This is a genomic window from Geomonas sp. RF6, assembly GCF_021044625.1.
GTDB lineage: Bacteria > Desulfobacterota > Desulfuromonadia > Geobacterales > Geobacteraceae > RF6.
In genome coordinates this window covers 2958747-2979670 of the sequence record NZ_CP087999.1, presented here as the reverse complement: position 1 = coordinate 2979670, position 20924 = coordinate 2958747, and the positions used below count along the sequence as shown (strand labels likewise).

The 20924-nt window shown below is 62.6% G+C and carries 13 protein-coding genes and 1 riboswitch; of the genes, 2 read left to right on the top strand and 11 right to left on the bottom strand.

The window, feature by feature from the left end; translation table 11 throughout:
* Positions 1–27: 27 nt before the first annotated feature.
* Positions 28–114, bottom strand: a riboswitch (cyclic di-GMP riboswitch).
* Between the two features lie 87 nt (positions 115–201).
* Entirely contained in the window at positions 202–936 is a 735-nt protein-coding gene (locus LPW11_RS12895) for a DUF4197 domain-containing protein (protein WP_230994284.1), read from the top strand.
* Between the two features lie 476 nt (positions 937–1412).
* Complete coding sequence (locus tag LPW11_RS12890) at positions 1413–3434, top strand: TonB-dependent receptor plug domain-containing protein (protein ID WP_230994283.1); 2022 nt, start codon at positions 1413–1415, stop codon at positions 3432–3434.
* A 118-nt stretch (positions 3435–3552) separates the two neighbouring features.
* On the opposite strand, the gene LPW11_RS12885 is transcribed toward LPW11_RS12890, so the two are convergent.
* The 11 genes from LPW11_RS12885 to LPW11_RS12835 form a co-directional block, all read right to left on the bottom strand.
* Positions 3553–4872, bottom strand: coding sequence for an MFS transporter (locus LPW11_RS12885; RefSeq protein ID WP_230994282.1), 1320 nt, complete (start codon positions 4870–4872; stop codon positions 3553–3555).
* A 268-nt stretch (positions 4873–5140) separates the two neighbouring features.
* A complete protein-coding gene (locus tag LPW11_RS12880) occupies positions 5141–5899 on the bottom strand; it encodes a 4Fe-4S dicluster domain-containing protein (protein WP_230994281.1) in 759 nt (252 codons plus the stop codon).
* A gap of 73 nt (positions 5900–5972) precedes the next feature.
* A complete protein-coding gene (locus LPW11_RS12875; RefSeq protein WP_230994280.1) occupies positions 5973–7484 on the bottom strand; it encodes a hydrogenase large subunit in 1512 nt (503 codons plus the stop codon).
* Positions 7481–8917 carry a proton-conducting transporter transmembrane domain-containing protein gene (locus LPW11_RS12870; RefSeq protein WP_230998288.1) on the bottom strand — a complete coding sequence of 479 codons (1437 nt, stop codon included), beginning with the start codon at positions 8915–8917 and terminating at the stop codon, positions 7481–7483. Before LPW11_RS12870 ends, LPW11_RS12875 begins: the two co-directional genes overlap by 4 nt.
* A gap of 6 nt (positions 8918–8923) precedes the next feature.
* Complete coding sequence (locus LPW11_RS12865) at positions 8924–9565, bottom strand: hydrogenase (protein ID WP_230994279.1); 642 nt, start codon at positions 9563–9565, stop codon at positions 8924–8926.
* 5 nt (positions 9566–9570) lie between these two features.
* Positions 9571–10479 (bottom strand): respiratory chain complex I subunit 1 family protein, encoded by a 909-nt coding sequence (locus LPW11_RS12860; protein ID WP_230994278.1) that lies wholly within the window; start codon positions 10477–10479, stop codon positions 9571–9573.
* Positions 10480–10543: 64 nt separating this feature from the next.
* Entirely contained in the window at positions 10544–12526 is a 1983-nt protein-coding gene (locus LPW11_RS12855) for a proton-conducting transporter transmembrane domain-containing protein (protein ID WP_230994277.1), read from the bottom strand.
* A gap of 303 nt (positions 12527–12829) precedes the next feature.
* On the bottom strand, positions 12830–14830 hold the full coding sequence (locus LPW11_RS12850) for a proton-conducting transporter transmembrane domain-containing protein (RefSeq protein ID WP_230994276.1): 2001 nt from the start codon (positions 14828–14830) through the stop codon (positions 12830–12832).
* Between the two features lie 201 nt (positions 14831–15031).
* On the bottom strand, positions 15032–15721 hold the full coding sequence (locus LPW11_RS12845) for a PTS sugar transporter subunit IIA (protein WP_230994275.1): 690 nt from the start codon (positions 15719–15721) through the stop codon (positions 15032–15034).
* Between the two features lie 736 nt (positions 15722–16457).
* On the bottom strand, positions 16458–18776 hold the full coding sequence (locus LPW11_RS12840; protein WP_230994274.1) for an MCP four helix bundle domain-containing protein: 2319 nt from the start codon (positions 18774–18776) through the stop codon (positions 16458–16460).
* A gap of 87 nt (positions 18777–18863) precedes the next feature.
* Positions 18864–20918 carry a HAMP domain-containing methyl-accepting chemotaxis protein gene (locus LPW11_RS12835; protein ID WP_230994273.1) on the bottom strand — a complete coding sequence of 685 codons (2055 nt, stop codon included), beginning with the start codon at positions 20916–20918 and terminating at the stop codon, positions 18864–18866.
* Positions 20919–20924 lie beyond the last annotated feature (6 nt).

The following is a 20924-nucleotide window of genomic DNA, read 5'->3' as shown; positions in this document are numbered from 1 at the left end:
GCTTTTTCTCAAGTTGATGCCTGTTTCTTCGGCAGCTCGGCTACCTGTTAATTTAATAACGGGTCCGTCAGCTTTGTGTCTCTGGAATTTCTTCCAGATTTACTATTTCGGAAACAGGCTAAATTTATTATATCGAATCTCCACAAAGTGTAAAGGTGTAAAATGCATCCAGTGAATGCCACTCTACGGGAGGCTCTGGAAGTGAAACGTTTCGCATGCGCTGCCTGCGTTGCTGCCCTCTTGGCGTCAACCGCTGCCGATGCCGGCTTCTTCGGCGATCTTTCGAGGAAGGTCACCGGGCCCCTCAAGAAGCAGGCGACCCTCGACGAGAACATCATCGCAAAGGGGTTGAAGGAGGCGCTCGCCATCGGTACGGAGCGGGCGGTGAAGGAGGTGGCGAAGCAGGATGGCTACTTCGGCGACGCCCTCATAAAGATCCTCCTGCCGCCAAAGATGCAGCAGGCGGCCGACCTGCTCGCGAAGGTGGGGTATCAGCAACAGGTCGACGACCTCGTTCTCTCCATGAACAGGGCAGCGGAAAAGGCGGCTCCGAAGGCGGCAAAATACTTCGGCGACGCGATCCGGCACATGAGCGTGGAGGATGCCAAGGGGATCCTTCGAGGCGGCGACACCGCCGCGAGCCAATTCTTTGAGAAGAAGACGCGGAGCCAGCTCTTCGAGGAGTTCAGGCCGACGGTGGCCGAAAGCATGAAGCAGGTGGGGGTGGCACGGGCCTACCAGGAGATGATAGGGAGGTATGAGAACATCCCCTTTGCCTCGCTGGTGGGACTGCCATCTCTCGATCTCGACACCTACGTCACGAACAAGGCGCTGGACGGACTCTTCATCAAGGTCAGCGAAGAAGAAAAGAGGATCAGGAAAAACCCGGCAGCGCGGACGACTGACCTACTGCGCAAGGTATTCGGAAGGCTTTAGCCCCCGTTCCGCTGTCTAAGCCCAGGCGCCACCGGCCATACCAGTGGAGCCGTCACCCACTTCTCCCCTCAAGGCAGGGGATTTTTATGTAGGCCGGGATAAGCCGCAAGGCGTTCCCGGCGTCGGCGCCAGCCGATGTAGATGCTGCCGAAAGTGCCGGAAACGCTGCGCTTATTCCGGCCTACGATACCCTGTCTCGAAATCCCCCTCGTCTTTAGCGCTGCGGCACCCCTCCCAACTCCCGCCTCGCACGATCTTTCTTTCCCAGCGATGCAGTATACACCCATGTTGTTTCTCAAGTTTCCTTTCACTCTGGCCGAAGAAAAGAGCGAATCACACCAACAGGCAAATTGCCGATACTGTTTCATCGAAGATTTATCAAGTGTACCAGGATCAGGATGACGTCCTGACAGATGGTGAGACAGTAGCAATGAGGACCCATGAAGACTCGCGCTCGTTTCATTCATATGAAAAATTTGCCCATACTCATCCTTCTTGCGACTTCTTTTCTTTCTACCTTGCACGCGGCGCCCGCTGAGTGTGCCAACGACGAGGAGACGGGCCAGACGACATCGGTAGAACTCTCGGAGCTGAGCCTTGAGGAACTGATGAATGTGAAGGTCGCCACCGTCTACGGCGCGTCGCGGTTCCAGCAGAACGTCAGCGAAGCCCCGTCATCGGTTAGCATAGTGACGGCCGACGAGATAAAAAAGTTCGGCTACCGAACTCTCGCCGACATCATCAACAGCCAGCGCGGACTGTTCACAACGAACGACAGGAACTACACCTACATCGGGGCCCGTGGCGTGGACCGCTCCGGCGGATACAGCAACCGCATCCTCATTCTCGTCGACGGCCACCGCACCAACGAAAATGTCTACGGCACCGCATTTGTCGGCCACGACTTCGTTCTCGATGTCGACCTCATCGAGCGCGTCGAGATCATCCGGGGACCCGGTTCCTCCCTCTACGGCGACAACGCCTTTTTCGGCGTCATCAATGTCATCACCAGGCACGACAACAGCCTTCAGGGGGTCGAGGTATCGGGCAACGCCGGCAGCCTGGAAAGCTACCAGGGACGGATCAGCTACGGCAAACGCTTCAATGATGACTTCGCCCTCTCCCTTTCGGGCACCATCTACGACAGCCGCGGGAACCGCAACCTCTACTACCCGGAGTACGACACGCCGGAGCAAAATAACGGAGTCGCACGAAACCTCGACTACGAGCGCAACTACAGCTTCTTTAGCACCGCTACCCTGAAGGACTTCACCCTCCAGGGAACCTTTGTGAAAAGAACGAAGGGAGTCCCTACCGCATCGTACGGCGCGACCTTCAATGATCACCGCTTCCATAGCGTCGACTACCGCGGATACCTCGACCTGAAGTACGAGCACACCTTCAACGAGTGGGAGACCATGGCGCGGGGGTACTACGACTACTACGACTACTTCGAGGACATCCCGTTCAACGCCGAGAGCGGCGATGTGGTGCTGAACCGGGACAGCGCCGAGAACCACTGGTGGGGCACCGAGGTGAAGCTCTCCCGCACGTTGTGGGAAAAGCACAGGGTCATCGTCGGCGCCGACTTCCAGAGCAACACGAAGCAGCAGTTGAACAACCACGACCTCGACCCGTACCTGCTCCATCTCCACGCGGATCATCCGACCTGGCGCTGGGCCTCGTACCTCCAGGACGAGTTCACCCTGCTGCCCAACCTCATTCTGAATGCCGGTGTCCGTTACGACTATTACAACACCTTCGGCAGCACGGTAAACCCGCGCGCCGCGCTTATCTATGAGCCGTTCGAGAGCACCAGCCTGAAGGCGGTTTATGGTGAGGCGTTCCGGGCGCCCAACAGCTACGAGCTCTACTATGACGAGCCGTCCTCGGAGCAGAAGGGAAATCTCAACCTCGCCCCGGAGAAGATCAGGAGTACCGAGCTCATCTGGGAGCAGACGCTGGGAGAACACGTCCGCACCACCGTCACCGGCTACTACAACACCATTACCAAGATGATCACCCAGATCACCGACCCCGCTGACGGCTACCTCGTGTACAACAATTCGAGCAGCGTCACGGCACGTGGAGTGGAGGCGGAAATAGAAGGAAAATGGAAGAACGGGCTTTTGGCGCGCGGGAGCTACGCGTTCCAGGTTGCTCGCGATGACGCGACGGGAGTCACCCTGCCAGACTCGCCACGGCACCTGGGGAAGATCAACCTGATCGCGCCCTGTTACAAGGACCGGCTCTTCACGGGAGTCGAGCTTCAGTACCTCAGCAAGCGGAAGACCTTGGCGGGGAGAAGCGACAAGCCGCACCTCCTGACAAACCTCACCCTCTTCAGCAGGAAGCTCGTCGAGGGGGTGGAGCTTTCAGGAAGCATCTACAACCTCTTTGACGTCCGCTACGGCGATCCGGGGTCGGGGGAGCACCTCCAGGATGTCATCCCTCAGGACGGCCGCCTTTTCCGCATCAAGCTGACGTACCAGTTTTAGCCCCTACGCCTCGTCCATGTAGGCCGGGATAAGCCGCCAGGCGTTCCCGGCAGTCCACCCGCAGATGTTGGGCAGCAGCGAATGCCGGAAACGCTGCGCTTATTCCGGCCTACGGGCACTAGCGCTTCTCCGGCGGAGTGACAAGGTCCGTCGGCGTCATCTCCGGAATCACACCGATGCGCCGGTAGATCGGACGCACCTGTTCCCGGATGGCCGGCAGGTGGCGGGCGTAGAGGAGGCCGGCGACAAAACAGGCGCCGGCGCCGATGAGGAGCGTGGCGGTGGCGCCGATTCGCCCCGCGACGACTCCCGCGAAGAGACTCCCAAAAGGGGTCGTCCCCATGAAGGCCATGGTATAAAAGCTCATCACCCGCCCTCGTTTGTCGTCGTCGACGATCGTCTGCAGCACCGTGTTGCCGGAGGCGATGACGGTCATGACGCCGAATCCCGCAACGAGCAGGCACAAAAGCGAAAGGATGAGGGAGCGCGACATGGCAAAGGCCGCGACCCCGATACCGAAGACGCAGGCGCAACTCCACATGAACCTCCCCAGGCCGAGGACGCTCCTTCGCGATGCCAGAAATATGGTGCTCACGAAGGCGCCGAGCCCCGTGGCGCCCATGAGGAACCCGTAGGTATGGGCGCCGCCGTGCAGCAGGTCCTTCGCAAAAACCGGCATCAGCACCGAGTACGGCATTCCCATCAGGCTGAGGACTCCGATCAGGAGAAGGATCGCCCATATCGGCTTGAAGCCCGCCGCATACTCCACCCCTTCCTTCAACTCCCGCAACAAGTCCTTCCGCGCGCCGTGCGGCTGCGCCGGCCGTATCCGCATGGCAGCGACTGCAACGATGACGGCAAGATAGCTGAAGGCGTTCAGGATAAAGCAGACCCCCTCACCGAGGCTGGCGATGAGGAGTCCGGCGACGGAAGGCCCAATGAGGCGCGCACCGTTCACCATGGAGGAGTTGAGGGCAATGGCGTTTCCGAGCGACTCCTTGTCCTCCACCATGTCGATGACGAAAGACTGCCGTACCGGAACGTCGAAGGCGCTGATGACGCCCAGGAAGGAGGCGAGGGCGATGACGTGCCAGACCTCCACCATCCCGGTCACGACAATGAGGGCAAGAATCGCTGCCTGAAGCATAGCCAGGGCCTGAGTGCACAGCACGAGCTCGCGGCGGTCCCACCGGTCTGCGAGGACCCCTGCGAAGGGGGCGAAGAGGAAGGTCGGCAACTGCCCGACAAACCCGATGACGCCGAGAAGCACCGCCGAGCCGGTGAGGCGATAGACGAGCCAGCTCATGGCGACCTGCTGCATCCACGTCCCCACCAGCGATACGCTCTGCCCAAGGAAAAAGAGACGGTAATTGCGGTAGCGCAGGGCTCGCAGCAGAAGCTGCCAGCGCCCTATCCTATCACCGCCGTTGTTTTTCATTGCCCCCTCCCTTGCCACCTCTATTCACTATGAGAGGTTCCGAGGCGGTGTCAACGCGGACCGTCTGACTGGTCTGACTGGTCTGACTGGTCTGACTGGTCTGACTGGTCTGACTGGTCTGACTGGTCTGACTGGTCTGACTGGTCTGACTGGTCTGACTGGTCTGACTGGTCTGACTGGTCTGACTGGTCTGACTGGTCTGACTGGTCTGACTGGTCTGACTGGTCTGACTGGACACGGTGGTGGTCGGCGGCGCCGTCGAGGGCCTCTACTTCACCTTGTCCAGCAGGCGCAGCAGCCCGTCGAGAATCGTCACCGGGTGCGGTGGGCAGCCGGGGATGTACAGGTCCACCGGCAGAAGGTCCCCTACTCCGTCGTGCGCCTCGGGGGAGCCGATGAAGGGGCCGCCGTTGATGGCGCAGGCGCCGTTCGCCACCACGAGCTTCGGCGCGGGGATCGCCTCGTACGTCAGAAGGAGCGCCTCCCTCATGTGCTCCGTTACCGGCCCGGTAACCCACAAGCCGTCGGCATGCCGGGGGGATGCCACAAACTGGATCCCGAAACGCCCGAGATCCCAGCCGATGGTAGACAAAACGTTCGTGTCGGCGTCGCAGGCATTGCAGCTCCCGGCAACGACAGAGCGAAACTTCAGCGATCTCCCGAAGAGGGAGAGCATCTTCTTCTCCAGGGCCTGGGCGAGCCGCCGCTCATCCCCTTCCGTGACAACGAGATCCTCCCGCCGGTTCGCCGCCAGCCGCCAGTCCTTGCTGAACTCGATGGCGCCGTGCGGGCACGCCCTGGAGCAGGAAGGACAGAAGAGGCACTTTCCCATGTCGACAGAGAGAGCCGGCTCCAGCGTCACCGCTCCGGTCGGGCAGGCATCGACGCAGGCGCGGCAGTCGGGGGGGCAGGCGCTCCCCTTCACGACGGGGTAGCCGCGGAAGCGCTCAGGAAGGGGCACCGGCTCCTTCGGGAAACGCATGGTGCGGTGCCCCTGCTTTATCCTCGCCACTATCGCTTCTATCATGGTGATGCTCCTTCTTCTCGAGACCCGCGGAAGCGTTCCTCCCGCGAGACGGTCCTCAGCCTCCGCCAGCCGTTCACAGATCAAACCCGCAGTACGACAGGTTGAAACTCTTGTTGCACAGCGGGAAGTCGGAGATCTGCTCGTTTCTGAGCGCCATCGCGAGCCCGCTCCAGTTGTGGAAGGACGGGTCCACGATCTTGTAGCGGCTGAAGCGCCCTCTCTCATCGGTAAGCGCCACGTGGCACACCTCGCCGCGCCACCCCTCGGTCAGCGCTATCGCCATGTGGTTGCACGCCAGCGTCCCCACCTCCACCTCCACGTTGCCGGCCGGAAGCTGCTTCAGTTGCTCGTCCAGGTAGTCGAGCGATTTCTCCGCCTCCAGCCAGCGCACCATGGCGCGCGCGAAGACATCCCCCGTCTTCAGCGTTTCCACCGGAATCTGCGTGAGGCTGTAGATGCCGAAGGGGTGATCCCGCCTCACGTCGCGGTTCACGCCGCAGGCGCGGGCCGCCGGCCCCACGAGGCCGAGATCGAGTGCGGTCTGCTCGCTCACCCTCCCCGTCCCCTCGAGCCTCCCCAGCGCGCTCGGTGTGTGCCACATGAGCTCCGTGGCATTGGAGAGATCCCGCCGCGCCGCCGCGACCCTGTTGCGCAGGGCGTCCGCCTGCAAGGGGGTGCAGTCGAATCCGACGCCGCCTGGAACGATCAATCCCCTGCTGAAACGGCTGCCGCACAGCTCCGCGGTCATGTTGAGGAAATCGCCGCGGATCCTCCCGCAGAACGAGGCGGTCGGGAGGAAACCGACGTCGCCGGAGATGGCGCCGAGGTCGCCGGTGTGGTTCGCGAGGCGCTCCAGCTCCATGGCGACCCCGCGCAGCGCATGTGCCCGGGCCGGCACCGCGACCGCGGCGAGCGCCTCCACCACCATGGCATAGGCAACGGTGTGCCCGACGGTGGTGTCCCCCGCCACGGTCTCCATCTGGTTCAGGGTGACGCGGTGCGGCCCTCCGATCAGCATCTCCTCCAGGCCGCGGTGCTGGTACCCCAGTGCGATCTCCAGGTGCAGCACCTTCTCGCCGTAGCACTGAAAGCGGAAGTGCCCGGGCTCGATGATACCGGCATGAACGGGACCGACCGCCACCTCGTGGATCTCGTCCCCCTGCACCTGATAGAAGTCCATGACCCCGGGAAGGGCGGGAAGAGATGCTTCGCTCTCTTCAACCAGTCGCAGCGCCTTCTGGAAGCGCACCGGTTTCCCCCACGGGTGGTTCTCGAATACGACCCCGTACTGCTCCGCGATCTCCCGCTCGAAGAGGTGCAGCTGCGGACAGAACGGCGTCAGCGACGGGAGCCTCCCCCCCGACACTTTCGTGGAGGCGATCCCCAGCTGCCCCCCGGCCTTCGGCGCGAGAAGGGCGTAGAGCTCGAGCTCCCGCCCCGCCGGCACTCCGAAGTATGAACAGACCCGCCAGCCGGAGTCGACGGCGTCCAGCACCTTCTGCAGAAATTCATCCTGATCGAGAGAGGGGATGTTGCAGCGCTGGATGGCTGAGCCGTTGTAGAGCCGATAAAAGTCGTTCGTCATCGCCCACCCCCCAGAAGCGCCGCCGCGTCAGCCAGGAGATCCTGCAGCGGAGCCGGTATCCACACCCCCAGGACAAGTACCACCCCCATGAGGATCAGCGGAGGGAGGACCGTCTGCGCGCTGTCGCGGTAGGTCGTAGGCGGGAGGTCGCGCGGGATCTTACCCATGACCACGGAGAGGACGGTAGAGGCCATGCCGATGAATATGATTCCCAGGAAGAGGAGAAAGAGCCCCCCTGCCCACCCGGTCCCTTCGGTGAAGGCGCTGCTTACGATGGTGAACTCGCTCACAAAGGGGCCAAAGGGGGGTGACCCGGTGATTGCCAGGAAGGCGGCCAGAAAGAGGGCGCCGGACCAGGGGGAGCGCCGCAGCGCCCCCTTCACAAACTCGGTGCTCTTGCTCGAATAGGCCCGGTGGATGTTCCCGGAGGAGAGGAAGAGGACCCCCTTCGTGAGGGCGTTGTTCATCATGTGCAGGAGTCCGCCGAAGAGGGCACCCTTCCCGAGCCCCAGCGCGAGCGCGAGGATACCGACGTGCTCGACGCTCGAGTAGGCGAGCATCCTCTTGAAATCGCTCTGACGCGCCATGAAGACCGCCGCAAACGCCATGGAGACGAGTCCCATTCCGAGGAGAACCTGCTGAAAGAGCGCACCCTCCGTGGAGGCGACGGCGATCTGGTACACCCTCATGAGGGCGAGGAAGGCGCAGTTCACCAGCCCACCGGCAAGGAGCGCCCCGACGAGCCCCGGCGCCTCGCCGTAGGCGTCTGGCTTCCAGGTGTGCAGCGGCGCGAGCCCCATCTTCGACCCGAACCCGACGAGGAGGAAGATGAAGGCGGCATGGCGCCACCCGGCATGGAGGCTTGCGGCGCCGGAGATGAGTGGCTGGAGGAGAAGGGTCGCCTCCCGCCCCGCCACTATGGTGGAGTAGGCGAGGAAGAAGAGCCCCAGGAGGGCGATGGCGATACCGACGGAGCAGATGAGGAGATACTTCCAGGTCGCCTCGATGGAGCGGGCGTTGCGGTTGAAGTAGATGAGGGGGGCCATGGTAAGGGTGGTGGCCTCCAGGGTGATCCACAAAAGCCCCAGGTGCTGCGAGAGGCAGACCAGGGTCATCGCCGAGAGACAGATGAGAAGGGCCGCGCAGATCGTGCGGTTGGAGCGCTCCTTCCGGTAGAAACCTAAGTAGCCGACCGCGTAGAGGGCGCAGACAGTGAAGAGCGCGCTGGTGGAGAGAAGCGTCACCTTCCCTAGCGCGTCGAGGTAAATCCAGCCGTGCGGCGAGGGGCCTGGGGAATCGTTCAGAAGGACGACGGTGAGAGCGAGGTGCAGGACCGCAAAGACGGGGAGCACCAGCGGGCGCCTGGTGTTTTCCGAGACCGCCCAGGCGATGAGGGCGCCCAGGAGCGGCAGGGTGACGTATGCCCAGATCAGTGCCATTTATTCCTCCCGCAGCGCGCTCAGGCGCGAAGTGTCGATGGACGAGAACTCGCGGCTTATGTGGTTGATGACGATCCCCATGACAAAGACGCCGACCAGGAGGTCGAGAAGTGCCCCCGCCTCCACCATCAGGGGCATGGCGTCCGCCAGCAGCAGGCCGAAGATGAAGATGCCGTTTTCCAAAAGCAGGTAGCCTATGACCTGCGAGATCGCCTTGCGCCGCGCCATCAGCACCAGAAAGCCGCACATGAGGGTGGCGATGGAGGCGGGGACGAAGAGGAGCCCCTCGTGCTCGGGGGCCAAGGGGAGCTTCTCGGCAAAAACGAAGGCGAGGCTGGTGAAAAGGGCCCCGAGGACGAGGGAGGAGATGTAGCCGATGAAGGGATCGAACTCCCGCTGGATCTTCGCCTTGCGCACCGCGCGCATGATCATCACCGGGATCACCACCCCTTTGGCGGCGAGCATCCCCGCCACGATGAGGACCAGGTGCCAGGAGAAGGGGTGCACCAGCGTGGGCAGGACCGCGAGCACTATTCCCTGCAGCGCCACTGCCCGCACGGAGAAGGCGAGCCGGCTCGTACCGAGCACCACGAAGTTTATGAGGAGGGACAGGACGAGAAACTGGTCTGCCAGAGCATTCATAGAGGTCACCTCACCACAAGCACGAGGGAAAAGGCAGCGAGGATCATCGCCGCCACCAGAAGCTGGGGCACCCGGATCAGCCTCAGGCGCGCCATGACCGACTCCACCACCCCCACACTCACCGCGAGGAGAAGGATGGCGGCGATGAAGATCCCCCAGTCGGCGAAGGTGTCGCCGGAACTCCCCGGCAGGGCAAGACCAACAAAGAAGGCGCCGAGCACGAAGAGCTTCAGCGCCGCGCCGTACAGGATGCAGCCGAAATACGGGCCGCTGTGGTCCAGCACCATGACCTCGTGGATCATGGTGAGCTCCAGGTGCGTGTTGGGGTCGTCGAAGGGGATGCGGCTGTTCTCGACAAGAAGAACCACGTAGAGCCCCGCCAGCATGAGAAGGAGGGCCGCGCCGGTGCCGACCCACACCGACGAGGAGAGGTGCAAAAGCATCGGGGTGAGGGACATGGTGCCGCTCAGCCTGGTCAGGGTGATGAGCGCGAAAAAGAGGGTCGGCTCCGCAAGGCAGGAAAAGCTCGCCTCACGCGCCGCCCCCATCCCCTCGAAGCTGGAGCCTGTATCGAGCGCGGCGATGGTGGTAAAGAAGCGCCCGAGCGCGAAGAGGTAGGCGAAGAGGATCATGTCGCCATCGAAGGAGAGCGGGGCCGGGTGCTTGCCGAGCGGGACGAGGAAGGAGGCGCAGGCGGTGGCGGCAAGGGTGATGACCGGCCCGGCGCGAAAGATCCAGGTCGTGGTGTCGCTAAAGACGCACCCTTTCCGCATGAGGCGGATGATGTCGTAGTACGGCTGCAGGAATGGGGCGCCGACCCTGCCGGCGAAGAGCGCCTTCGTCTTCCCGATCACCCCCAGAAGGAGGGGGGGCATGGTGAAGACCAGCAAAATGTGCAGGAGCGTATCGATCATTTCGGTCTCCTTCGAAATCGGAGCTGCAAAAGCAATCCGACCAGTCAACAGGGGAGGAGGGAATCTATCTCACCCACACCATCAGGAGCACGAGCGCCACGAACATGTAGAGCATGTACAACTGCACCTGTCCGTGCTGCAGCTTGCGCATGTAGTAGAAGCCCTTCCCGATCATCCTGAAGGCCGGGAGGATGCCGCGGTCGAGAACCGTCTCCTCCGGCTCGTACTCCAGCCGTGAGGCGCCCGGCGCGTACCCTTCCACACCGACGGCACGCACCGTGGTGCGGGTGACGCGCGAGGTGAGGCTCGCCAGGAACTCGCTGAAAGAGGTGGCGCTGTACTGCATCCTGGACGTCGGGCGCAGATAGCCGCATCCCCAGGTTGCCGCCTGCGAAGTCGTCCCCTGCGCCGTTCGCCACCGCAGAAAGAGAGCGAGCGTGCCGCCGGTGAGGAGAAGGGCGCAGGCGCCCCAGGCAAAGATCCTGGGGTCTATCGGGAGGGCGATGGCGACAGGAGCGAGTGCGGGGACCGCCGCCAGCACCGGCGCCACCAGCGCGAGGGGGGCCTGGGGGTAGACACCAGCGCCCGCACAGAGCAGAGCGAGGAACCCCATCGGGAGGAGCATCGAAAGGGGCGCCTCATGGCACGCCGCCCCCCTCTCGCTGCGCGCGCTCCCGAGGAAGGTGGCACCGAAGAGCTTCACGAGGGAAAGGACCGCGATGCCGCCCACGAGCGCAAGGACCGGCGCCCCCAGCGTCAGGTACGGATGGTCCCCCATCGCCTCGCCGAAGAAAGCAACGTAGAGAAAGAATTCGCTGACGAAGCCGTTGAAGGGGGGCAGCCCGCAGATCGCCACAGCTCCGCACAGGGCAGCAAGGGTGCTCCACGGCATCCGCTTCGCGAGCCCCCCCATGCGGTCCATGCTGCGGGTGCCGGTGGCGTGCATGACGCTCCCGGCGCAGAAGAAGAGGAGAGGCTTGAAGAGGCTGTGGTTCAGGGTGTGCAAAAGTGCGGCGGTGAGGCCGAGCAAGGCGAGCCGGTCCGCATGGGTCGCCTCTCCGATGAGGGCGACTCCTATCGCCGCCGCGATGATCCCTACATTCTCGATACTGCTGTAGGCAAGAAGCCTCTTGATGTCACTCTGCAACGAGGCAGCGCAGATCCCGAAAAGCGCCGACGATAGCCCCGCAACGAGGAGAACCGCCCCCCACCATAGAGGGCGCTGCGGCAGAAAGGAGAGGGTGCGCAGGATTCCATAGATCCCCATCTTCAGCATCACGCCGGAGAGGATGGCCGACACGTGACTCGGAGCGTTGGCGTGGGCGGACGGGAGCCAGATGTGCAGCGGCATGATTCCCGCCTTTGAGCCGAATCCGGCAAGGGCTGCGAAAAAGATCACCGACGCAATGACTGCATCGACATGCTGCAGTGCCCCCCTTGCAGGAAAGAGGAAGGAGCCGGTATGGAAGCGCAGCAGTGAGAAGAGGAGAAAAAGCGCCGCAACGCCCACATGGCTTGCCACGAGGTACACGACCCCGGCGCGGCGCACCTCCCCCTTGTCGTGCTCGGCCATCAGGAGGAAGAAGCCGGAGAGCGCCATCACCTCCCAGAACATGAGGAAGAAAGCGCCGTTTCTGGCGACCACCACGAGCGCCATGGCGGCGGCCAGAAGGCCATAGAAAAAGGTCAGCGGCGGCTCGCTGGAGCGATGCGATGCCGAAGGCCAGTACCCATTGGCGTAAAGAGAGCCGCAGGGAAAGACGACGAATATCGGTATCAGGAAAGAGAGAGAGAGAGGATCGAGGCCGAGCAGGCACTCCCCGAAGGGGAGATTGAGAGCGAGCAGGTAGCTCGCGCTGGCGCCGGTGAGGAGCATGAAGACGATGGAGGGGAGTGCCAGCAGCGAGGCGAGGAGAGCGGCTGCGGTGGCGATACGCTGCCCGAGCGACTGCTTTTTTATCAGGAGTCCGGGGGCTCCGGAGAGGGCGACGAGGGTTATGGAGATCAATACCACCAGGGAAGGGTCCCGCATCAAATTATGAAGCATTACCAACCTTTCTTGCTGCAGCACTACGAACCAAATTTCCCGTCTCGGAAATTCACTAGTCAAAACGTATAGTTCATAAAAAAACCTCTGTCAATTTATTTTACAGTGTTCTAATTTTTCTCACACCTGTTCTAATTTTAGATTGAATATCTCTAAGGAGTTCGATCAAAGCCATTCCCGAGCAGAATCCTTATCGCACATTCAGCTCATAAAGAGGGAAGCGGGCCACGCCTGTGTACTTTGAGCAAGTTCTCTCACAGAGATGGTTGTGAGGCAGGTTCAGTTACATTAGACGGACCTCCCCTACCTGACAGTGAGCACCATGAGGAGTACGAGCGTGACGAAGGTATAGCCGATGTACAGATGGAGACGTCCGTGCTGCAGCTGCCGGATCACGGCACTCTTGCGGTAGAGCCAGGCAAGCGCGGGAAGGTACACCCGCTCCAGCATCGTTTCCGGCACATGGCTCTCGAAGCTCGCCGGCTGCGGGAAGAGCCCCGCCACCTTCGCCTCGTGCGTCTCTGGTCGCAGCGCACCGCTGAACCAGTGCACCAGCATCGATCCGAAGGAGGAAGGGGTGTATTGCATGCGCGACGTGGGACGAAGATAGCCGCACCCCCACGTTCCCGCCGCACCTTGCGGGAGCTTTGCCCCCCCCCTCCGCAGCGACCACCACAAGAGGAGCGCGCCCCCCACCAGCGCGACCGCCATGACCGACACCAGGGAAAAGGGGGCGACTTCCGCGAGCGCCACCCCCGCTACCGAGGGCGCGAAGGTCTCCAGCGCACTTTCCAGCGGCACCACCAGTACCACCGGAACGATACCGATGAGAGCGCAGAGCGCGGCGAGGATCCCCATCGGAACGAGCATGGTGACAGGCGCCTCGTGCCCCCCCGCGTGGGCCTCCGCCCGCGGCACGCCGAGAAAGACGGCGCCGTAGACCTTGACGAAGCAGGCAAGCGCGAGCCCCCCCACAAGAGCCAGCGCCGGCGCGGCGAGCGCAGGAAGCGCCGCCGCCACCCCATCGAGGGAGCGGGTGGCGGTGAAAAAGCCGAGATACACGAGGAGCTCGCTCACAAAGCCGTTCAGCGGGGGGAGCCCGCAGATCGCAACAGCTCCGACGAGGAAGGTGAGCGCGGTCCAGGGAAGACGGCGGGCCACCCCTCCCATCAGTTCCATCTCCCGGGTTCCCGTAGCGTGAATCACCGAGCCTGCACCGAGAAAAAGAAGCCCCTTGAAGGTCGCGTGATTGAGGGTGTGCAGCAGTGCCCCTCCCATCCCCAGCGCCATGAGGGCCGGAGCGTCCGCCGTCTTTCCGACCAGGGCCACCCCGATCCCCAGCATGATGATCCCTATGTTCTCGATGCTGTGGTAGGCCAGGAGCCGCTTCAGGTCGTGCTGTCCGATGGCGAAGGCGACCCCCACCACCGCGGAAATAGCTCCGAGAGCGAGAACGATGCTCCCCCACCAGATAGGAATGTTTACGAAGAAGGAGAAGACGCGCACCATCCCGTAAATCCCCATTTTCAGCACGACCCCCGAAAGTATCGCGGAGACATGGCTCGGAGCGGTCGCGTGCGCCGACGGAAGCCACACGTGGAGCGGCATGACGCCGGCCTTCAGCCCGAATCCTAAGAGGGCGCAGAAGAAGATCGACCACCCGAGGGCTCCGTACGCGGAGAGGGAGGCGTTGGCGGGAAAGGCAAAGGAGCCGGTCGCCACCTTCAGGAAGGAGAAGAGGGCAAAGAGAAAGAGCGTCGCGCAGTGTGTCGTGATGAGATAAAGGATCCCCGCCTCGCGCACCTCCTTCTTTTCGTCCTGTGTGGTCAGGGCGAAGTAGGCGGCCACCGCCATGATCTCCCAGGCGATCAGGAAGAGGACGCCGTCCCGCGCCATGAGAAGCGCCGTCAGTGCCGCGGCGAGAATGCCGGTGAAAAAGGTCATTTTTCCGGTGCCGTGCGGGTGCTTTTGTGCGGGCCGGTAACCGATGCTGTAGAGTGCGGCGCAACCGCAGATCAGGAAGACGGGGAGGAGGAAGAATGCAGAGAGAGGGTCGATGCCGAGCTCGGTAGCGCCGAGGGGGAGTCCCAGGGGGAGGGTGTACGTCGCGCTTACCCTGCCGACGAGGGATGAGCAGGCGCCGAGGAAACCGGCGAGGGAGCCGGCGATCATGAGTCCGGCGGCACTTCTCTGGGCGGTGCCGGAGCCACGCGCAAAGAGCAGGGGAATGCCGGAGACCGCTTGCAGCAAAATGGCACAGCTCAACAGGGCAACAGAAGAAAACGCTTCACCGGGGAGATGCATCGGTCAACTCCTTACCTTTAGCGCTGATCTTTTACACTGCCTTGAGAAGAATCTTTGGCGGAGCGTCGCGCGGGATCGAGTGCAGGTGAAATAAAGCTCAGCCGCCGGCAGCACGGCCCTCCCCTTTCTACCCCATCCCCACCCTGTCCCTCCCCTTGAAAGGGAGGGGACGCTTTGGCTCCCGTTTTGCCGGGGGGCACCTCAGGGGTTCTTCCCGTTCTTTATCCCCTGATCGAACGACCGCGCCGCCGCGAGGATTGCCGCCGCATCCGACCTCTCGCTCAGCGCCGAGCGGAATCCCTCGTTGTGCAGGGCGTAGGCGATCCTGGACAGAAGGTGGAGATGGGTCTTCACGTTGGGACTGGTAAGGAGAAAAAGGATCTCGACCGGCTTTCCGTCGAGGGCCCCGAAATCTATCGGGTTTTCCAGAAAGTTGAGCATCACCGCCGCCGCGGGCTGCCCCTGGAGGAGGATCGGGTTCCGTACGTGCGGTATGGCGATGCCGTCGCCGATGGCAGTTGTTCCGAGCGCCTCGCGGGCGAGGAGCACCTGCAGGAGAAACTCCGGGTCGACCTGGGGAGGGAGATTCAGGCGGCTTACCACCTCGCGCAGGACCGAGAGCTTGTCAGTCCCGGGGACGTTGCGGTGGATGCCGCCGGTTTCCAGCGCTTCCGCTAAGGTGGGGAATTGGAGATCGGCATCGGCGGCTGTGAAGAGTTCGGGGGGGACTTTTATGTCGTGCTCGGTGGCCCACTCCAGGAGATCCATCCTGTTCACCACGTACGTCTCGTTCATCGGTGTGGCGGGAAGTTTCTCCTTCTTGATCCATTTGACGACGGTACTTTCCTTCGTGTGCAAAAGAGCTGCTACTTCGGCTACAGAAATCAGCATCAACAGCCTCCTCGCAAGAGATGAAACCCGACCATAGCTGCAAGCCTGCACAGGAGGGGCAACGACAGCCTGAGAATTAGACGGGGCTTAGGCTACCACCTCCATTGGGGATATTCCAACATTTTTTTTGCACCGGGAGGTTCCCGCCACTGGAGGATAGGCTTCCCGGCGTATCCTGCGGCGAGTGCCGCAGCATCCTTGGCGGCTGCGCCGCCATCAGGTAGGGAGCGCGGGGGCGCGGATTTAGTCCCTCGGTCCCTCGTTCCCAAGCTCCAGCTTGGGAACGGGCTTGCGCCAGAGGCTCCGCCTCCCCTAATGCCGGGATATATGCCTCACCGCTGACGCGGATGCAAAGCCGGAGCTTTGCACCCAAGTGCGTTCCCAAGGCGGACCTTCGGAACGAGTATGGAAAGAGGATGGAGCAGGCACGCTGCAGCGGGTGGTTCAAGCGCTCCTGCGGCGAAGCGACGTCGGTTGAGCGGGCTTAGTCGTAGGCCGGAATAAGCGGTAGCGTTTCCGGCATTCGCTGGTGCACGGCTACGTCCGTGATGGACTGCCGGGAACGCCTGCCCGCTTATCCGGCCTACATTGCAGCGTCTTTGGCGTCTACGCCGCCATCGCAGGCAGGGATGCCTCCGCTCCAGCGCGGCGCCGGCACTCTCTTCCCGCCCCATAAAGAAGAAAAAGGGCACGCCCCGCTTGCCGAGACGTGCCTTTTTCACATCACTTCGTTCTTCTAGAAATGCTCGAAGGACTCGTCACCCTCGTACATCTCCAGTGCCGCACCCGACGGTTTGGCAGCCGGCTTCGGCGCGATGCGCGACTTTATCGCCGCCTTCGACGCTGCCGGGGCCCGCCGTTGCTGCACAACCTTGTGCCCGACGGTGTGCCCGACCTCAAAAAACCCGATCGTCCCCTGCAGCTGCTCGCTCTGGGTAGCGAGCTCCTCTGCGGTGGAAGACATCTCCTCCGAGGCGGCTGCGTTCTGCTGGATCACCTGGTCGAGCATCTGGATCGCCTTGTTGATCTGCCCGGCCCCCGTGTCCTGCTCGCGGCAGGCGGCGCTGATCTCCTGTACCAGCTCTGCAGTCCGCTTGATGTCCGGGAGCATTTGCGCCAGCATCCCTCCTGCCTGCTCGGCGACCTTCACGCTCGATGAGGACAGCCCCGAGATCTCCGCGGCCGCCCTCTGGGAGCGCTCCGCGAGCTTTCTCACCTCGCTCGCCACTACAGCGAACCCCTTGCCGTGCTCGCCGGCACGCGCCGCCTCGATCGCTGCATTGAGCGCCAGGAGGTTCGTCTGCCGTGCGATCTCCTCGATGATGCTGATCTTTCCCGCGATATCTTTCATGGCAGACACGGTCTGCGCTACGGCGTGTCCGCTCTCCTCCGCGTCGGTTGCCGCCTTCACCGCTATCTTCTCGGTCTGCAGCGCGTTGTCTGCGTTTTGCCTGATATTGGCGGACATTTCTTCCATGGAGGACGAAGCCTCCTCTGCCGCCGCGGCCTGCTCCGTCGCCCCCTGGCTCATCTCTTCTGCGCTGGAGGACATTTGCTGGCTTCCGGCCGCCACATTGTCGGCAGCTCCCTTCACCTCGTTTACCACCTCGGCAAGCTTCGCCACCATCGCTGAGAGAGAAGCCATCAGCTCGTCCTGCTCGGAGCGCTTCGCAAGCGCCACCGTGAGGTTTCCGCTCGCGACCTCGCCGGCTGCGCGGGCGATCTCCTCGTTGGAGCGGATCAAGAGGTTCAGGTTCTCCTTGATGGCACTGAAGTCGCCGCGGTACTCATCCGTGATCTGCGGCGGCAGGTCGCCGCGCGAGATGCGCGCCACGTAGTCGGCGGCCACGTTCAGCGGGCCGATGACGGCGTCGAGGGTGCTGTTTACCCCCTCGACAACCCTGCGGAAATCGCCGCTGTGCCTGGAGGCGTCGGCGCGGATCGCGAGGTTCCCCTGTACCGCGCCGCTGGCGAGGGTGTTGGCGTCAGCCACCAGAGCATTCACGTTGTCGATGCAGTTGTTCAGGTTCAGCTTGATGTCGTTGAAGTCCCCGTTGTAGCTGTCGGTGATCTTCGGGGGGAGATCCCCCCTGGAGATCCGGTCAACGTAGTCGGCGGCAACGTTCAGTGGGCCGATGACCGCGTCGAGCGTCGAGTTCACCCCCGCGATGACTTCGCGGTATGCCCCCTCGTGTTTCGAGGCATCCGCGCGCGTGGCGAGATTGCCTTCCACGGCAGCCCTGGAAAGCTCGATCGAATCCTCGACCAGGAGACGAATGCTGCCGGTCATCGCCGACATCGCCTTCAGCAGCTGGCCCGTCTCATCAGCGGAAAAGTGGTCGATGGTGAGGGATAGATCCCCTCGCGCCAGACTCTCCGCCGCGTTCACCCCCCCCTTCAGCGCACGGGCTATGACCCGGGCAACGGCAAGCGCGAGCACTATCCCGAGAAGAACTGCGACAACGATGACTGCGGAGATCATGATACGGGAGCTCCGGAATACTGCCTGCGACTTCTGATATGCCGCATCACTCCCCTTCTCGTTCAGAGCGACGTCCTTGTCAACGGCGTCCATGCAGGCATTGAAGCTCTTCGATGACTCCGCGCGCAGCAGCTCCATTGCCTCGGCCTTCTTATCCTGGGCCACGAGCTCCATAATCTTCTGGTGCGACATCTGGTAGGAGGCCCAGTGCCGGTTGAAGGTGTCGAAAAGCGCCTTCTCCTCGGGGGAGGAAATCAGCTTTGCGTATTCTGCCGTCGTTTTTTCGTAATCCGCCCCCCCCTGCTGCATCCGTTTCTCGTACTTCTCCATGTCCTCTTTTTTGGTGGAGAGGAGATAGAGGAGCTCGGACCTGCGGTAGGTCGCTACCACGTTGGAGATACGTCCCAGTGTCTTTACGCTCGGCAGCCAGTTGGTACCCATGTCCACCGTGGAGCCGTTGACACGGGAGAGCTGGACGATGGAAAAGATGCCCAGGAAGACCATCAGCGTCAGCAGCGCAAAGACGACAGTGAGGATCTTTCCGCTGATGCGCAGATTGTTGAACCACTTCATAAAAAATCCATCCTTCTTCCTTGATTACCGTATGACCGGTTTTTCTGGAGGCTTCGTGCCCCGCTAGATGCTACGCCAGTGCCGGGTTCAGAATTGTTCGAACTCTGCATCGAGTTCGTCGAGATTGAGGCGTACCCCATGCTGCGCGGCGGATGCCTTCTGCGCACCGCAATTCCTGGAGATCGGGCGGACCGGAGGTGCCGACGCCTTCCGGAGAGGGGCAGCACCACGCACCGCGGGGGCAGACTCGCCGGCCATCCTGAAGAAGGAGATGGTGGACTGCAGCTGCCCGCTTTGCGAGGCGAGCTCTTCGGCGGTGGAGGACATCTCCTCGGCAGCAGAGGCGTTTTGCTGGATCACCAGATCGAGTTGCTGGATCGCCTTGTTGATCTGCACGGCACCGCTGTCCTGCTCGCGGCAGGCGGCGCTGATCTCCTGCACCAGTTCCGCCGTCTTCTGTATGTCGGGGAGCATGCGGGAGAGCATCTCCCCTGCCCTTTCCGCCACCTCCACGCTGGAGGAGGAGAGGGCCGAAATCTCCGCCGCCGCCTTCTGGGAGCGCTCGGCGAGCTTTCTCACCTCGCTCGCCACCACGGCGAACCCTTTGCCGTGCTCGCCGGCCCGAGCCGCCTCTATCGCGGCGTTCAGCGCCAGGAGGTTCGTCTGACGGGCGATCTCCTCTATGATGGAGATTTTCCCGGCGATCTCCCTCATGGCGCCTACCGTCTGGCCGACCGCCTTGCCACCTTCATGGGCGTCGGCTGCGGATTTCACTGCGATCTTCTCGGTCTGCAGCGCATTGTCCGCATTCTGCTTGATGTTGGAGGCCATCTCCTCCATGGCGGAGGAAGCCTCCTCCGCCGCAGCCGCCTGCTCCGTCGCCCCCTGGCTCATCTCCTCCGAGCTGGAGGACATCTGCTGGCTCCCTGCCGCAACGTTGTCGGCGGCATTCTTCACGTCGTTTACCACCTCGGCAAGTTTCGCCACCATGGCGGACAGCGAGCGCATAAGCTCGTCGTTCTCCGAGCGCTCCGCGAGCTGAACGGTAAGGTCCCCGGCGGCGACGGCCTTCGCCCCCTCGGTGATCGACTCGGTGGAGCGGATCAGAAGATTCAGGTTGTTCTTGATGGCGTTGAAATCGCCCCGGTACTCCTCCCGGATCTGCGGGGGGATGTCCCCGGAGGAGATCCGCTCCACGTACTCCGCGGCCACGTTCAGCGGGCCGATGACAGCGTCGAGGGTGCCGTTCACCCCCTCCACGATGGTCCGGAAGTCCCCCTCGTGCGCCTTTGCGTCGGCGCGGGTGGCAAGGTTTCCGGCCACTGCTTCCCGGGAGAGGTGATCCACGTCGGAGACCATGCGCTTTATGGCATCCACCATCTGCTGCATCGCGCTTTGCAGGAGCCCCGTTTCATCCTTGCAGGTGGTATCGAGGGAGACCGCGACGTCACCCCTGGCGATCCGTACTGCCGCGTCTATGCAGGAGTTGAGAGGCCGGGTGATGATCCGGGTGATGAGAAGGCCGAGGAAGATGGCCACCAGAGCCCCCGCAACCGCAAGGACCGCCATGGTGGTGAAGGCGCCCTGCGCCGTGGCGGCATTTTCCTCCGCCGTTCGCTTCCCCTGGGCGATCTTTGATTCCTGCAGCTTGTCGATCAGCTCCTGCTCCCGGAGAGCTACCTGCTTCCCCTCCGCCAGCAGCGCGGCCGCCTCCGCGTCGCGGTTCGCGGCGGCAAGGACGCAGACGCGGTCCATTACTTCGCCGTAGGCTTCGTTCGCTTTCCTGAAGTCGGCAAAGAGCCGCCGCGCCTCATCGGAGATGATCGTCTTCTCGAAGCGGTCGGACTTCTCCAAAACCTCCTGGCGCAGCCCCTTCAGTGTGGCCAGGATCTTCCCCTTTTCCTCCCGGTCCTCGGTCGCTGTGAGGTCACGCATGTTGATGCGCTCCCTCTGGAAGGCGGTGGAGATGTCGGAGAGATCGCTTAGCGGCACCGTAACCCTCTGGTACAGCCGGGTGCTCGCTTCGTCCAGCAGGCGCACCTTCGCGATACCGATAAAGCCGATCGTGCCGGCAATGAGGGCGACGAGTATGAAGCCCGAAAGGAGCTTCGTCCGAACCTTCAGATCTTGATACCACTTCATGTTGAC